Origin of the sequence: Streptomyces sp. NBC_00316 (assembly GCF_036158715.1) — a bacterium.
Taxonomy (GTDB): domain Bacteria; phylum Actinomycetota; class Actinomycetes; order Streptomycetales; family Streptomycetaceae; genus Streptomyces.
Map to the genome: position 1 here is coordinate 2758159 of NZ_CP108023.1, position 15486 is coordinate 2773644.

Below are 15486 nucleotides of genomic sequence, written 5' to 3' on the forward strand. Positions count from 1 at the left end.
TCGTCGAAGCGTTCGGTCTGCTGCTCGCCGGTCCTCACACGGCCTTCGCGCCACCTCACCTGGTAGCTGGAGATCTCCCCAGCGCTATTCCTACGCGCAACAAGGTTCGCCATACGCGGAGAGTGGCGACTCATGCTCCCACTGCCCCATCTGATCCAGCCCAGATCCGACCATCGCCGCAGTTCAGGGCCCAGATATGCAGGAACGGCCGGAGCCCCCGCACAGTGGGCTCCGGCCGTTCGGCTGCCGCCTGTTGTCGTGCTGTCCAGGCGGATTACAGGCGGCAGAGGTGGATCGGTTCGATCCCGCGCTACAGAGCGAGGCCGGTGAGGACCAGCACGCGCTCGTAGGTGTAGTCATCCATCGCGTAACGGACGCCCTCGCGGCCGACGCCGGACTGCTTGGCTCCGCCGTACGGCATCTGGTCCGCGCGGTACGAGGGGACGTCACCGATGATCACGCCGCCGACCTCGAGGGCGCGGTGGGCACGGAAGGCGCTCTGCAGGTCGTGGGTGAACACACCTGCCTGCAGGCCGTACTTGGATGAGTTGACGGAGGCGAAGGCCTCGGCCTCGCCGGACACCTTCTGCACGGTCAGCACCGGTCCGAAGACCTCCTCGGCGGCGAGGGTGACGCCGTCCGGGAGCTCCGTGAGCACGGTCGGCGCGTAGGTCGCACCGTCCCGCTTGCCGCCGGCGAGCAGCTGGGCGCCGGCCTGCACGGCCTCGTCGACCCAGGACTCGACGCGCTTGGCGGCGTCCTCGTTGACCAGCGGGCCGACATCGGTGGCGTCGTCGGACGGGTCGCCGGTGACCTGGGCCTCGACGGCCGCGACGATCTTCGGGACGAGCCGGTCGTAGACCGAGGCGTCCGCGATGACACGCTGCACCGAGATGCAGGACTGGCCGCCCTGGTAGTTGGAGAAGGTCGCGATGCGGGTCGCGGCCCAGTCCAGGTCCTCGTCGGACGCGTAGTCGCCGAGGACGACCGCCGCGGCGTTGCCGCCGAGCTCCAGGGTGCAGTGCTTGCGCGGCACCGACTCCATGATCGAGTAACCGATCGGGGCGGACCCGGTGAAGGAGATCACGGGCAGGCGCTCGTCCTGCACGAGGGCGGGCATCCGGTCGTTGGGCACCGTGAGGACGGACCACGAACCGGCCGGGAGGTCCGTCTCGGCCAGCAGCTCACCGAGGATCAGCGACGAGATCGGGGTGGCCGGGGCGGGCTTCAGGATGATCGGGGCGCCGACGGCGATGGCCGGGGCCACCTTGTGGGCGCTCAGGTTCAGCGGGAAGTTGAAGGGCGCAATGCCGAGGACCGTGCCGCGCGGGAAGCGCCGGGTCAGCCCGAGACGACCGGTGCCACCCGCGTCGGTGTCGAGCCGCTGGGCGTCGCCGCTGTTGAAGCGCCGGGCCTCCTCCGAGGCGAACCGGAACACGGAGACGGCGCGGCCGACCTCGCCGCGCGCCCACTTGATGGGCTTGCCGTTCTCGGCGGAGATCAGCTGGGCGATCTCCTCGGTGCGCTCCACCAGACGCCGCACGACGTGGTCGAGGGCGGCGGCGCGGACGTGGGCGGGGGTCGCGGCGAACTCCTCGCGCACGGCGTGCGCGGCGGCGACGGCCTCCTCGATCTGCGCGTCGGTCGGCACGCTGACGGTGCCGACGAGACGACCGTCCCAGGGGTTGGTGACGTCGAAGCTGTCCTCGCCGGTGGCCTGGCGGCCGGCGAGCCAGAAGGCGTGGGTGGAAGTCATGGAGGTTCCGGCCCTTCGGAGTCGTGGGGTGTTCTGCCCCCACCGTAGGGCCGTACGGCAGGCCTGGCGTTTGTCCGGCGTGGAGCGGAGGAGGGCGGGCATGCGCCGGTTTGTCTGATGACGACGCGGCCCGCGGGGAAGGCGCACGGCCGTCCAGGGGGTGAGACGGTCCCCGGCCCGGACGGGCTTCGGCTCACGGCGTCGGCGGAGAGCCGGTGACCTTCAGCGCCAGCCAGAGCTCCATCCGCACGTCCGGGTCGTCCAGGGACCGGCCGAGGATCTCCTCCACCCGCCGCATCCGGTACCTCAGGGTGTGCCGGTGCACGCCCAGGTCGGCCGCGGCCGCGTCCCACTGGCCGTGGTGGCTGAGCCAGGCGCGGAGCGAGGCGACCAGGTCGCCCCGGCCCTTGGCGTCGTGTTCGCGCAGGGCCCGGAGCATGCCGTCGGCGAAAGCCCGGACCGCGTCGTCCGCGAGCAGGGGGAGGACCGAGCCGGCTGCCAGTTCTTCGTGCTCGACCATGGCCCTGCCTCTGCGGCGGGCGACCGAGAGCGCCTGCTCGGCCTGTTTGTACGCGGCGGAGACAGCGATCGGGCCCGCCGGTGCGGACAAACCCACCACCAGGCCCGCGTCCTCCGGCGCCGCCTCGTCCGGGGTCCGTTCGTCCTGGGCCTCCGCGTAGGCCGCGCAGGCTGCGACCGCCTCGCCGCCGTCCTTGGCGAGGACGACGAGCCGTTCCCCTTCGGGGACGGACAGCAGCGCCTCGCCGGACCGGGCGGCGGCGGCCTCCATCGCCTCGCCGAGCAGTGTCCGGCTCGCCGGATCGGGCGACTCCGCGATCAGCAGCCGGAACGGGGCGTCGAGCAGCCCGCCGTACAGATCTCCGGCAACGGCCCGGGCATGGTCCGGCTGGCCGGCCAGGAGCATCCGCAGTACCGCCGCGCCGAGGCGCTGCTCGGCACCCTGGAGGGCGCGGGAGCGGGCGGTGGTGAGCGTCAGCAGGGCGACGGCCGAGTGCACGGCGTACCGCTCGGCGGTGCCTAGTGCGGCCCCGGTTCCCACGGCCAGGGCGCCCCGGGCCCGGCGGCCGGTGCCCAAGGTCTGGAGCTCGACTCGGTCCTCGGTGTCGCCGACGACGACGCTCGCCGGGGCGGGGCGTTCCCGCAGGCGCTCGACATCCGGAGTGAGCCGGGCGGCTCTGCGGGCGGCCCAGTCGGGGGCTGCGGCCACCACGGCGCCGGAGGCGTCGTACAGCGCGGCCCATCCGTCGACCTGGGCGGCGAGCCGGGCGAGGAGTTCGCCGGGGCCGTCCCCGGCGAGCGCGGCCCTGGTGAGATCGCGCTGGGCTTCGAAGCCCGCGGTCACCGCCCGGTACTGGTCGGCGGCGATCTCCGAGGAGACGGCCTTGGCGATGGCGAGGAAGGCGGTGCGGCGCGGCACTTCGAGGAGCGGCAGCCCCGCCTCCTGCGCGGCATCGATCAGCGGCTGCGGTACGTCGTCGTAGTTGACGCCCACGGCGAAGCCGAGCCCGACGACTCCGGCGTCGGCCAGCCGGCGCACGTACCGGCGCATCGCTTCGGGGTTCTCGGCGTCGAGGTTGCTGGCGGTGACGAGGAGGAGCTCTCCGCCCTCCATGTACGGAACGGGGTCGGCCAGCTCGCTGGCATGCGCCCAGCGCACGGGCGCGTCGAGCCGGTCCGCCCCCGCACGCACCGTGAGTTTGAGCGCCGAGTGCTGGACGAGCGAGGCGAGAGTGGGGGGCATGGGACCGCGGGACCTTCGGGAGTCGATTTCGCCGTCCCGTATGAACGGCTCCTCACGATTCTGCCAGAGCGGCAGGGTCGACCGTAACCACTCTCCGTGACCCGGTGCCGTCCCGGCCGGGCGGATCCGCCGCAGGATCCGCTGCGACGGCCCCGGCCCCGGTTCAGCCGTTCAGGTTCACGAGCAGGGGCGGCGCATGGTCCCCCCGTACGGTCGTCAGGGACAGCACCGCATGTCCGGCCGGGACGCGATGGGCCAGCTCGGAGGCCGACCAGCGTTCGCGCTCGACCTGGCGAACGGTCACCGCGTCCGTGGTCACGGCCTTGCCGGTGACCAGCTTGCGGAAAGCGTGGACGGCCCGGGTCATCGGCTGGTCGGCGAAGACGGTCCGTTGGGTGACGTCCCGGGTCTCGACCCATTCCGTCCCCCATGCCTCGGCGAACCGCTTGCCGTCCCAGGTGGTGATCCCGGAGAAGGCCATTCGGCAGCCGACCGCGCCGAGCAGCGCCGTGTGCAGGTTCTCCGGCACGTCGTCGAGGGTGCGCAGCGTGAGCACGGCCCCCGCGTGGGCGGAGCGCAGCCGCTGGACGCCGCGGACGGTGTCGGGGGTCAGCGTGCGGGTCGCGTCGTCGAGTACCAGGCAGGCGAAGAGGGAGCGGTCGGCACGGGCTGCAGCGCTCGCGGTGAACTGGGCGAGGACGAGACGGGCCAGCATCCGCGAGGCCTCGGCGTGGCCGCGTTCGGGCAGATCGATACGGACCCGGAGCGGGTGTTCCAGCGCCCGCAGGGAGAACGGGCGGGCCTTCCCGGTGGTGTCGAAGAAATCGGCGAACGCGGGCCGGTCGAGCAGAGCGACCCGGTCGGCGAGCGCGGGTCCCGGGTCTCCGGGCGTGCCGGACTGGCGGGCGCGGGCGTCGAGCTCGCGGTGCATGCCGTGCCCGCGCCCGACCTCCGTGTCGAGAGCCTCGCGCAGGTCCGCGAGCGCATCCGGGACGCCGTCCAGCAGCTCCCGCAGCTCGGGGACGGAGGGGAAGCGGCCGTGCGCGGCGCGGTAGGGGCCGAGGAGCTGTGCGAGGGCGGTGGCGGCGCGCCTGCCGTCCACCTCGGGCAGATCACCGACGAGCCCTTCGGCCAGGACGGCCGCGGCCTCGTCGGGGTCGGTGGTGCCCCCGTACAGGTCGAGATCATGGACGGAGGCCGGGTCGCCGATCTTGATCACGACGTCGAACCCCTGGTCGGCGCCGAGCTGGGTTCCGGTGGCGCATACCGCGACGACGGCGGCCCGCCCGGCAAGCGCCTGGAGGGCGAGGGATTCGACGACGGGCCGGACCAGTGCGCGGCTCTTGCCCGCCCCCGGCGGTCCGACGGCCAGCAGGGACGTGCCGAGCAGGCCGGGGTCGAGGGCGATGCCGCTGCCGCGGCGCGCATAGGGGTTGCGCTCGTTGTCGTCGACCGTGCCGAGCCTGACCTGGTCGACCAGCAGATCGTGGCGGGCGGCGCGGACCGGGAGATCGCGGGCGCCGGAGGGGTGGGTGCAGGCGGCGGCGCCGTTACGGAGCACGGTGTCGATGAAGGCGGGCAGCCGGGTGCCGTCGGCCCGCACGGAGGTCCAGGCGCGTCGGATACGGGCGTAGTCGACGTCGTTCATCCGGCCCGACCGGGCCTCCTGGGCGAGCTTGGCGGCGGCCTGCTCCTGTCCGGCGGCGCGCAGTTCGGGCCATTCGGCCGGATCGTCCGCGCCGCCCTCCCCCGGGGCCTGTGTGCCGCGGCCGGCGACGGGCGTGGTGCCACGGTCCGCGGGACCGCGCGCGCCGTCGGGGGTGGCGGCGTTCCGGCGGCGCAGCTGTGTCCATCGGCCCAGCCTCGCGAACGGCCACACGATCACCAGGGTGATCAGGGCGTACAGCCCGTACGTGACTGCGGTGGTCAGGGTGCGGTCGGTACCCATCCACGGCCCGGCCACGAAGCTGAAGGTGAGCTCCATCCCCGGCACGGTCCCCGTCCACACGAGGATCCAGACCAGCAGTGCGCCGGCCGCCGCACCACCCGCACGGGCGAGGGGCCCCCGGCGGGCGACACCGCGTTCGAAAGCGGCGGGCCAGTTACCCAGCCGGCCGAACCCGTAGACGAGGGCCCCGATGATCAGCAGACGGTAGATGTCGAGGGCGCGCACGGCGCCGTGGGTCAACGGCTGGTCTCCGAACGGTCCCCACCATGCGTGGGGGGTGAACAACTTCAGCGGGACGCGCCAGTAAGGGATGTAACCGTTGCGCCAGAGCGACCAGACGAGGATGCAGGCCAGCAGCGAGATCACCGCTCCGCTCAGCAGCGCGCGGTCGGGCGTGCGCTCCTCGGCCTCGGCGGGCCGGACGGTGTGTCCGGACCGCCAGACGCCCGGTTCCGCCAGGGGCCTGGGGATGCGCAGCCAGGCCCCGAGGGAGGGGCCCGAGGCCGGTGCGTGGCCCGGCATGGGCGGTAGTGCGGGCGGGCCGGCCGGGCGCGGCACCGGAGGACCGGAGCGGGTGCCGCGCGGGTCGTACGTGCCCTCGGTGTCCATGTGCTGTCCCTCGTCCCCTGACCAGCGCCGACCACTGACTCCGGGCGCAGGCGCCCCGGCCCCCTCAATCTAGTGCCCCGTGGCACCCCGTCAGACGCGGTCGCACGGGATGTCCCGCCCCCGGTCGCTATGTCCGTGACGGACAACCGCGTCGGGCCACTTCTCCCGATCGGAACATGCCGGACCCCCCTGCTCGCACCTAGCCTGCAGACAGAGAAGCGTCCGAAACACCCCCAGGAGCCCCTCATGACCGAAATTCCGCAGGAGCGCCGCGTCGTCACTGCCATTCCCGGCCCGAAGTCGGTGGAGCTGCAGGCCCGCCGTCTCGCGTCGGTCGCCGCAGGTGTGGGCTCCACCCTGCCGGTCTTCACCGCCCGCGCCGGTGGCGGAATCATCGAGGACGTGGACGGCAACCGTCTGATCGACTTCGGTTCCGGTATCGCCGTGACGACGGTCGGCGCCTCCGCCGAGGCCGTCGTACGCCGCGCGTCCGCGCAGCTCGCCGACTTCACCCACACCTGTTTCATGGTCACGCCGTACGAGGGGTACGTCGAGGTCTGTGAGCAGCTTGCCGAGCTGACGCCGGGCGACCACGCCAAGAAGTCCGCGCTGTTCAACTCGGGCGCCGAGGCCGTCGAGAACGCCGTGAAGATCGCCCGCGCCTACACGAAGCGCACCGCGGTCGTCGTGTTCGACCACGGTTACCACGGCCGGACGAACCTGACGATGGCGCTGACCGCCAAGAACATGCCGTACAAGCAGGGCTTCGGTCCGTTCGCGCCCGAGGTCTACCGCGTCCCGGTGGCGTACGGCTACCGCTGGCCGACCGGTGCGGAGAACGCCGGTGCCGAGGCGTCCGCCCAGGCCATCGACCAGATCACAAAGCAGATCGGCGCCGAGAACGTCGCCGCGATCATCATCGAGCCGGTGCTCGGCGAGGGCGGCTTCATCGAGCCGGCGAAGGGCTTCCTCCCGGCGATCGCGCAGTTCGCCAAGGACAACGGCATCGTCTTCGTCGCGGACGAGATCCAGTCGGGCTTCTGCCGTACCGGCCAGTGGTTCGCCTGTGAGGACGAGGGCATCGTCCCCGACCTGATCACGACCGCCAAGGGCATCGCGGGCGGTCTGCCGCTCTCCGCCGTGACGGGCCGCGCCGAGATCATGGACGCCGCGCACCCGGGCGGCCTCGGCGGTACGTACGGTGGCAACCCGGTGGCCTGCGCGGGCGCGCTCGGCGCCATCGAGACCATGCGCGAGCTGGACCTGAACGGCAAGGCGAAGCGCATCGAGGAGGTCATGAAGGGCCGCCTCGCCGAGATGCAGGCGAAGCTGCCGAACGGCGATGTCATCGGTGACATCCGCGGCCGTGGCGCGATGATCGCGATCGAGCTGGTGAAGTCCGGCACGAAGGACCCCAACCCGGAGGCGGCCGCGCAGCTCGCGAAGGCCTGCCACGCGGAGGGCGTGCTGGTCCTGACCTGCGGCACGTACGGAAACGTGCTGCGCTTCCTGCCGCCGCTGGTGATCGGCGAGGACCTGCTGAACGAGGGTCTCGACGTCATCGAGCAGGCCTTCGCGGGCATCTGATCCCTGCCGGAGGGGTCCGCTCCCGGCCCGGCCCGCGTGAGGGCCTGTGAAGAAGGTGTGGGGGGCCGATGGCGGGATTCGTTTCCGACTGTCGGTCCCCCGTCGGCTGACGTACGGTTCCTGCAGATGAGAGAAACACCCCGCTCGCAGGGGACTGCGGGTGATACCGGGTCGGAGCTTCGCCGGCGCCGTCCCGGTCGTGCCACCGCGCACACCACTGGAGCCTCCGGCTCCGGAACTCCTCACCGATCGGATGGCCGCTCGCCCCAAACCCCCCGGGGCGCGCGGCAAACCGATCCGGACGGCCGCCCCGGAACCACCCCCCCTGTTCCGGGGCGGCCGGCTCCTCTCCTCCTCCTGGCGCCGTCGCTTCTCGCGGTCCTCGCGCTCCTCACCTGGCAGGTCGCATCGCACGGGCCGCTGCGCGGGCTGGACGAACGGATCGGCCGCGCGGTCGTGGGGCACGGCCCCGTCCGTCTCACGGAATGTCTCGCCGATCTCGGCAATATGCAGGTCGCTCTCCCCGTCCTGGGCTTCGCCCTCGTCCTCGCGCTGGTGCGCGGCGCGCGCCGCGTCCCGCTCCTTGCGGTGCTCGCCATGGCGGCGGTGCCCGCACTGATCGTCCCCCTCAAGGAGTGGATCGCCCGTCCGGGACCGCTGACCGAGGCGGCCGGCTACTACCCGTCGGGCCATGCGGCGACGGCCGCGGTGGCGTACGGAGCGGCGGCGCTGGTGACCGCCCCCTGTGCGCAGCGGTCGAAGCGGTCATGGATGATGCCCGTCGCCGCTGTCCTGCTGACGGCGGCGACGGGCATCGGTCTGTTGCTGCGCGGCTATCACTGGCCGCTGGACGTGCTCGCCGGCTGGTGCCTGGGCGGGCTGTTGCTGGTGGCGCTCAGCTGGACGAGCGGTCGGTCTCGGTGGCGTCAGCCGCCGAAGTAGGCGTCGAAGTTCCTCGCGAACTCACCGTTGTTGAAGCGGTCCCAGTTGATCGACCAGGTCATCAGCCCACGCAGCCCGGACCAGGTCCCGTGCGTCGCGTATGTCCCGCAGTCGGTCTTCTTCGTCAGGCAGTTCAGCGCCTTGGTGACCTCGGTGGGTGAGGTGTAGCCGTTGCCCGCCTGGGTGGAGGCCGGCAGTCCGATGGAGACCTGGTCGGGGCGGAGTCCCGGGAAGACCTTGGTGGTGTCGCCGGCCACCGGGAAGCCGGTGAGCAGCATGTCGGTCATGGCGATGTGGAAGTCGGCGCCGCCCATCGAGTGGTACTGGTTGTCCAGACCCATGATGGAACCCGAGTTGTAGTCCTGGACGTGCAGCAGGGTGAGGTCGTCACGCAGGGCGTGGATGACCGGCAGGTAGGCGCCGGCGCGCGGGTCCTGGCCGCCCCACGGGCCCGAGCCGTAGTACTGGTAGCCGAGCTGCACGAAGAAGGTCTCGGGGGCCATGGTCAGGACGAACTTGTCGCCGTACTTGGCCTTGAGGGTCTTCACTGCGGAGATCAGGTTGACGATGACCGGAGTGGTCGGGTTGCGGAAGTCGGTGTCACCGGTGTTCAGCGAGAGCGAGTGACCCTCGAAGTCGATGTCCAGACCGTCCAGGCCGTACTCGTCGATGATCTTGCTGACGGAGGAGACGAAGGTGTCGCGGGCGGCGGTGGTGGCGAGCTGCACCTGGCCGTTCTGGCCGCCGATGGAGATCAGCACCTTCTTGCCCGCGGCCTGCTTGGCCTTGATCGCCGCCTTGAACTCGGCCGCGGACTCGACGTTCGGGCACTCGGTGACCGGGCAGAGCGAGAACCGGATGTCGCCGGAGGTGACGGAGGTCGGCTCGCCGAAGGCCAGGTCGATGACGTCCCAGGAGTCGGGGACGTCCGCCATCCGCGTATAGCCGGAGCCGTTGGCGAAGCTGGCGTGCAGATATCCGACGAGTGCATGGGCCGGGAGGGCGCCGCCCCCGCCTCCGCCGCCCGCCGTGGTGGTGGCGGTGACGGCCCCGGACCTGGCGGACTCACCCGCGGAGTTGGTGGCGCTGACCTGGAAGCTGTACGAGGTCGAGGCGGCCAGGCCCGTCACGGTGGCGGAGGTTCCGGTGACGGAGAGAACCTTCGTACCGCCCTGGTAGACGTTGTAGCCGGTGGCTCCCGTGGAGCCGGTCCAGGAGAGGGCGACGGAGGAGGACGTGGTCGTGCCGGTGCGCAGTCCGGCGGGGGTGGCCGGGAGCTGGACCGGGTCGCCGCCGGGGCCGATGAGGGTGAGGTCGTCGGCGTAGTAGGCGGGGGTCCCGTACCACCCGTGGGTGTAGATCTTCACCGAGGTCGTCGTGGCGCCGGTCGTGAAGGTGGTGGTGAGCTGCGTCCAGCCGGTCGCGGACGGCGTCCAGGTCGACACGTCGGTGGTGCCCGTCCCGGATGCGCCGAGGTAGACGTAACTGCCCTGCACCCAGGCGCTCAGCGTGTATGTGGAGCTCGGCTTGACCGTCACGGCCTGGGAGCACTCGGCGTTGTCGCTGCCGGCCGGAGTCGCCTTCAGCGCCGAAGCCCCGCCGTGGGTGGGGGCGCTGACGACGGCTCCGCTGCCGCCCGTACAGCTCCAGCCGTCCAGGCCGGCCTCGAAACCGCCGTTGCGCGCCAGATCGGTGTCGGCCGCGACGGCGGCCGGCGCCGAGACGGCGAGACCGGCGGCGACCAGGAGGGCCGCCGAGAAGGCGGCCAGAAGTCCGGACATTCGGGCGGGGGGTCCCGTGCGTTCCACAACGGCCTCCGTGCAGGGGGAATTGAGTGGGGCGCGCCACAACATGGTCCAGACCAATCGGGTTGTCAAGACCTCTGGCACCACCGCACCTTTCCCTCCCATCTCTTGACCCCCTTTCAGACCTCTGCGCCGCCCCCGCCCCGGTCCCTGTCGCCACCGAGGTCCGGCCGGACCGCTGCCGCCGCGGCCTCGTGCATCGCCAGTTCCAGCAGCGCCGCATCGGTGAGCGTTCCCGAACCGTCGGGCGGGATCAGCCAGCGCACCCCGCCGGCGGCCCGCCCCGGGTACGGCACGACGATCCAGGTCCCGAGCCCCACCCCACGCACCCCTGTTCCGATCCAGCGGGCGGCGGTACCCGGCTGCACGAGAAAGCCCATACGGGCCTCGCCGAAGCAGGAAAGGACCGGCCCGGGCCGGTCGATGAGACGGGTGAGCACATCGAGCGTCGGATAGCCGAGCTCCCCCGGAAGAATCAGTACGTCCCAGCGCCTGCCTGCAGGAAGGAGCGCAACCCCCTGGGGATTGCGCTCCCATTCCCACCGGCAGGCAGCCGGATCCGGTGCCACCGACGCGAGCCACTCGACTCCTGCCCGTACCCCCGTGCCCACCATGAGCGGCCTCCTCGTCCGTGTGCGCCGACAGCGCGTCCACACGGCGAGAGAGGGTTCGGCCCGGACCATTACGCGAGTCGGGGCCACCAATCAAAAGTGATACGGGTCACTTCGCGACCGGTGCCATGTCCGGACCGGGATCAGCTGTCGAAGCCGAGCCCCAGCCGGTCCATCGTCCGCAGCCACAGATTGCGGTGCCCGCCATGGCTGTCCGCCCGGGCCAGGGACCTCTTCGTGATCTCGACCCCGGCCCAGGCGAACGGTTCCGGCGGGAACGGCATCGGCTTGGTGCGCACCATTTCCAGGCCGGTCCGCTCGGTCCGTTCACCGGAGAGGAGATCGAGCATCACATCGGCGCCGAACCGGGTGGCTCCGACGCCGAGACCGGTGAAGCCTGCGGCGTAGGCGACCCGCCCCCGGTGGGCCGTACCGAAGAAGGCGGAGAAGCGGGAGCAGGTGTCGATCGCGCCGCCCCAGGAATGGCTGAAGCGCACCCCTGCCAGTTGCGGGAAGCAGTCGAAGAACTGGCCGGCGAGCTTGAGGAACGTCTCCGGCCGCTGGTCGAGATCGGCGTTCAGCCGGCCGCCGTACGGATAGATCGCGTCATAGCCGCCCCACAGGATCCGGTTGTCCGCGGACAGCCGGAAGTAGTGGAACTGGTTGGCGCTGTCGCCCAGGCCCTGGCGGTTCTTCCAGCCGATGGAGGCGAGCTGGCCGTCGGTGAGCGGCTCGGTCATCAGCGCGTAGTCGTAGACCGGGACGGTGTACGCGCGCACTCGCCTGACCAGCGACGGGAAGATGTTCGTGCCGAGTGCGACCCGGCGGGCGAGGACCTTGCCGTACGGCGTGCGGACCACCATCCCGGTGGCGGTCCTGGCGAGTTCGAGGCCCCGGGTGTGCTCGTACACCCGCACCCCCAGATCGAGGCAGGCCTGCTTGAGGCCCCAGGCCAGCTTGGCGGGGTGCAGCATGGCGACTCCGCGCCGGTCCCAGAGCCCGCCGAGGAAGGTCGGTGAGTCGACTTCGGCGCGCAGTGCGTCCCGGTCGAGGAATTCCACTCCGGTGAAACCGAGTCTCTCGGCCTCCTGGTGCCGTTCCCGCAGCTCTTCCAGCTGATGCGGTTCGGTGGCGACATCGATCTCGCCGGTGCGCTCGAATGCGCAGTCGATGGAGTAGCGGGCGACGGCCGCCTCGATGGCGTCGAGGTTCCGTTCGCCCAGCTCCTCCAGCTTCGCGATCTCGTCCGGCCAGCGCTCCAGGCCGTTGGGGAGGCCATGGGTGAGGGACGCGGCGCAGAATCCGCCGTTGCGGCCCGAGGCGGCCCAGCCCACCTCGTGCCCCTCGATGAGGACGACGTCCCGTTCCGGATCGCGTTCCTTGGCGATCAGCGCGGTCCACAGTCCGCTGTATCCGCCGCCGACCACGAGCAGATCGCAGTGCTCGTCGCCGGTGAGCGCGGGAAGCGCGTCGGGCCTGCCGGGGTCGTCCAGCCAGAACGGGACCGGCCGTGCTTCGGAGAGAGATTGTGCAGCAGTACGCATGGCAGCTGGGGCCATGGTTTCCAACTCCTTCAGGACTCTCAGGGTCGTGCGCTGTTTTTTCGCCGGTTCGTGAGCAGCTGGCCGGCGACGACCACCAGTACGGCGATGACGAACATCGCGGTGCCGATGACGTTGATCTGCACGGGTGTGCCGCGCTGTGCCGAACCCCAGACGAACATGGGGAAGGTCACGGTCGAGCCCGCGTTGAAATTGGTGATGATGAAATCGTCGAAGGAGAGCGCGAAGGCGAGCAGCGCTCCCGCGGCGATGCCGGGTGCGGCGATCGGCAGGGTCACCCGGACGAAGGTCTGCACGGGTCCCGCGTACAGATCGCGGGCCGCCTCCTCCAGCCTCGGGTCCATCGACATCACGCGCGCCTTGACGGCCGTCACGACGAAGCTCAGGCAGAACATGATGTGGGCGATGAGGATCGTCCAGAAGCCCAGCTGCGCGCCCATGTTGAGGAAGAGCGTGAGCAGCGAGGCGGCCATGACGACCTCGGGCATCGCCATCGGCAGGAAGATCAGCGAGTTGATCGCGCCGCGTGCCCGGAAGCGGTAGCGGACGAGCGCGAAGGCGATCATGGTGCCGAGTGCGGTCGCACCGATCGTCGCCCAGGCGGCGATCTGGAGGGAGAGCGAGAGCGAGCCGCACATGTCGGCGACGCCGCACGGGTCCGTCCAGGCGTCCAGTGAGAAGCGCTGCCAGGCGTAGTTGAAGCGCCCGTTCGGCTTGTTGAAGGAGAACACCATCACGACGATGTTCGGAAGGATCATGTACGCGAGGGTCAGCAGACCCGCGATGACGATCAGATGGCGGCGGAGCCAGCGCAGTACGGGCATCAGACCAGGTCCTCCGTCCCGGAGCGGCGGATGTAGACGGTCACCATCAGCAGGACGACCGCCATGAGGATGAAGGAGAGCGCGGCCGCCATCGGGTAGTCGAGGACGCGCAGGAACTGGGTCTGGATGACGCTGCCGACCATCTTGGTGTCGGTGGAGCCCAGCAGTTCCGCGTTGACGTAGTCACCGCTGGCCGGGATGAAGGTCAGCAGTGTGCCGGAGACGACGCCCGGCATGGAGAGCGGGAACGTCACCTTGCGGAACGTGGTGGCGGGGGTGGCGTACAGGTCGCCCGCCGCCTCGTGCAGCCTGCCGTCGATCCGCTCCAGCGAGGTGTAGAGCGGCAGGATCATGAACGGCAGGAAGTTGTACGTCAGACCGCAGACCACCGCCATCGGCGTGGCCAGCACCCGGTTGTTCTCGGTCCAGCCGAGCCAGCTGGTGACGTCCAGGACGTGCAGGGTGTTCAGTACGTCGACGACCGCGCCGCCGTCCGCGAGGATCGTCTTCCAGGCGAGCGTACGGATCAGGAAGCTGGTGAAGAACGGCGCGATGACCAGCACCAGCACCACGTTGCGCCAGCGGCCCGCCTTGAAGGCGATGAGATACGCCAGCGGGTAGCCGAGCAGCAGGCACAGGATCGTCGCGGTGCCCGCGTACAGCAGGGACCGGATGAACTGCGGGTAGTACTCGGACAGCGCGTCCCAGTACGTCTGGAAGTGCCAGGTGACCTCGAACCCCTTCTCCAGGGATCCGGTCTGCACGGAGGTCGAGGCCTGGTAGACCATCGGCAGCGCGAAGAAGACGACCAGCCAGAGGATGCCGGGCAGCAGCAGCCAGTACGGGACGAGTCGTTTGCGGGTGGAGGCCTTGCGCACGGGGAGTTCGGCAGGGTCCTTGGGCGGCGCGGGCGGCGCTTCGGTGACGGTCACGTCGCGTCCTCCACCGTCTCGACACCGGCGTCGATGTCCTGAGCCGCGTCGAGGCCGAAGGTGTGCGCCGGGTTCCAGTGCAGAACGACCTCGGTGCCGCGGGTGAGTCCCGCGCGGTGTCCGACGTTCTGCTCGTACACCTGAAGTGCCTTGCCGGCCGGGCTCTCCACCACGTACTGCGTCGAGACGCCGATGAAGCTGGAGTCGACGATCCGGCCGGTCACCCGGTTGCGTCCGGCGGCTATGGCGTCCGCCTCGTCGGCGGATGCGAGGGAGATCTTCTCCGGGCGGACTCCGACCAGCAGCTTGCCGCCGCGGGCGGCGGGGGCCGAACAGCGATCGGCGGGCAGCCGCAGCGTGCTGCCGCCCGCGGCGACCAGGACGTCCGCGCCCGCCTCGGTGATCTCGCCCTCGATGAGGTTGGAGGTGCCGAGGAAGTTGGCGACGAAGGTGGTCTTCGGGTTCTCGTACAGATCGGCGGGGGCGCCGAGCTGCTCGACGCGGCCCGCGTTCATCACCGCGACGGTGTCGGCCATGGTCATGGCCTCCTCCTGGTCGTGGGTGACATGGATGAACGTGATGCCGACCTCGGTCTGGATGCGCTTGAGCTCCAGCTGCATCTGCCGGCGCAGCTTGAGGTCGAGGGCGCCGAGCGGCTCGTCGAGCAGGAGCACCTGAGGGTGGTTGATCAGTGCGCGGGCGACGGCGACGCGCTGCTGCTGGCCGCCGGAGAGCTGATGCGGCTTGCGCTTGGCGAAGTCGCCGAGCTGGACGAGCTCCAGCATGTCGTCGACTTGTTTCTTCACCGACTTGATGCCGCGCCGGCGCAGACCGAAGGCGACGTTCTCGGTGATGTCGAGGTGCGGGAAGAGCGCATAGCTCTGGAAGACGGTGTTGACGGGCCGCTTGTACGGGGGCAGGCCGGTGATGTCCCGGCCGCCGAGCGAGACGGTGCCGGTGGTGGCCTCCTCCAGCCCCGCGATCATCCGCAGGGTGGTCGTCTTGCCGCAGCCGGAGGCTCCGAGCAGGGCGAAGAAGGAGCCCTGGGGGACGGTCAGGTCGAGCGGCTGAACGGCGGCGAAGGAACCGTACGTCTTGCTGATCCCGGCGAGGCGGACGTCGCCGCCTTCTGTCTGCTGCTGTGTCAT

The 15486-nt window shown here is 70.8% G+C and carries 11 protein-coding genes; 2 read left to right on the forward strand and 9 right to left on the reverse strand.

Annotated features, from left to right (window positions below):
- Positions 1-310 precede the first annotated feature (310 nt).
- The 3 genes from OG878_RS12125 to OG878_RS12135 form a co-directional block, all read right to left on the reverse strand.
- Positions 311-1756 carry an aldehyde dehydrogenase family protein gene (locus tag OG878_RS12125; RefSeq protein ID WP_328886808.1) on the reverse strand — a complete coding sequence of 482 codons (1446 nt, stop codon included), beginning with the start codon at positions 1754-1756 and terminating at the stop codon, positions 311-313.
- 193 nt (positions 1757-1949) lie between these two features.
- Positions 1950-3518, reverse strand: coding sequence for a PucR family transcriptional regulator (locus tag OG878_RS12130; RefSeq protein ID WP_328886809.1), 1569 nt, complete (start codon positions 3516-3518; stop codon positions 1950-1952).
- A 163-nt stretch (positions 3519-3681) separates the two neighbouring features.
- The gene (locus OG878_RS12135; protein WP_328886810.1) at positions 3682-6075 is read right to left on the reverse strand and encodes an ATP/GTP-binding protein; all 2394 of its coding nucleotides are present in this window, start codon (positions 6073-6075) and stop codon (positions 3682-3684) included.
- Between the two features lie 246 nt (positions 6076-6321).
- On the opposite strand from OG878_RS12135, the gene gabT reads away from it, so the two are divergent.
- Both gabT and OG878_RS12145 read left to right on the forward strand, forming a co-directional pair.
- A complete protein-coding gene (gene gabT / locus OG878_RS12140) occupies positions 6322-7662 on the forward strand; it encodes a 4-aminobutyrate--2-oxoglutarate transaminase (RefSeq protein ID WP_328886811.1) in 1341 nt (446 codons plus the stop codon).
- A gap of 456 nt (positions 7663-8118) precedes the next feature.
- Positions 8119-8604: a phosphatase PAP2 family protein gene (locus tag OG878_RS12145; protein WP_328886812.1), complete on the forward strand. Its 486-nt coding sequence runs from the start codon at positions 8119-8121 to the stop codon at positions 8602-8604.
- Here the strand turns inward: OG878_RS12145 and OG878_RS12150 are convergent.
- From OG878_RS12150 to OG878_RS12175, 6 genes are all read right to left on the reverse strand, one after another.
- Positions 8589-10412: a chitinase gene (locus OG878_RS12150; RefSeq protein WP_328886813.1), complete on the reverse strand. Its 1824-nt coding sequence runs from the start codon at positions 10410-10412 to the stop codon at positions 8589-8591. The genes OG878_RS12145 and OG878_RS12150 overlap by 16 nt on opposite strands.
- Before the next feature lie 116 nt (positions 10413-10528).
- Positions 10529-11023 (reverse strand): hypothetical protein, encoded by a 495-nt coding sequence (locus OG878_RS12155; protein ID WP_328886814.1) that lies wholly within the window; start codon positions 11021-11023, stop codon positions 10529-10531.
- Between the two features lie 140 nt (positions 11024-11163).
- Positions 11164-12579, reverse strand: a complete 1416-nt coding sequence (locus OG878_RS12160; protein ID WP_328886815.1) for an NAD(P)/FAD-dependent oxidoreductase — start codon at positions 12577-12579, stop codon at positions 11164-11166.
- A gap of 23 nt (positions 12580-12602) precedes the next feature.
- Complete coding sequence (locus tag OG878_RS12165) at positions 12603-13406, reverse strand: ABC transporter permease (protein ID WP_328886816.1); 804 nt, start codon at positions 13404-13406, stop codon at positions 12603-12605.
- Positions 13406-14338: an ABC transporter permease gene (locus OG878_RS12170; protein ID WP_328886817.1), complete on the reverse strand. Its 933-nt coding sequence runs from the start codon at positions 14336-14338 to the stop codon at positions 13406-13408. The genes OG878_RS12165 and OG878_RS12170 overlap by 1 nt, the downstream gene beginning before the upstream one ends.
- Entirely contained in the window at positions 14335-15486 is a 1152-nt protein-coding gene (locus OG878_RS12175) for an ABC transporter ATP-binding protein (RefSeq protein WP_328886818.1), read from the reverse strand. Before OG878_RS12175 ends, OG878_RS12170 begins: the two co-directional genes overlap by 4 nt.

Coding starts and splice junctions, on each gene's coding strand:
- OG878_RS12155 (WP_328886814.1), bottom strand. CDS start 11,023: ATGGTGGGCACGGGGGTACGGGCAGGAGTCGAGTGGCTCGCGTCGGTG.
- gabT (WP_328886811.1), top strand. CDS start 6,322: ATGACCGAAATTCCGCAGGAGCGCCGCGTCGTCACTGCCATTCCCGGC.
- OG878_RS12165 (WP_328886816.1), bottom strand. CDS start 13,406: ATGCCCGTACTGCGCTGGCTCCGCCGCCATCTGATCGTCATCGCGGGT.
- OG878_RS12135 (WP_328886810.1), bottom strand. CDS start 6,075: ATGGACACCGAGGGCACGTACGACCCGCGCGGCACCCGCTCCGGTCCT.
- OG878_RS12160 (WP_328886815.1), bottom strand. CDS start 12,579: ATGGCCCCAGCTGCCATGCGTACTGCTGCACAATCTCTCTCCGAAGCA.
- OG878_RS12175 (WP_328886818.1), bottom strand. CDS start 15,486: ATGACACAGCAGCAGACAGAAGGCGGCGACGTCCGCCTCGCCGGGATC.
- OG878_RS12130 (WP_328886809.1), bottom strand. CDS start 3,518: ATGCCCCCCACTCTCGCCTCGCTCGTCCAGCACTCGGCGCTCAAACTC.
- OG878_RS12125 (WP_328886808.1), bottom strand. CDS start 1,756: ATGACTTCCACCCACGCCTTCTGGCTCGCCGGCCGCCAGGCCACCGGC.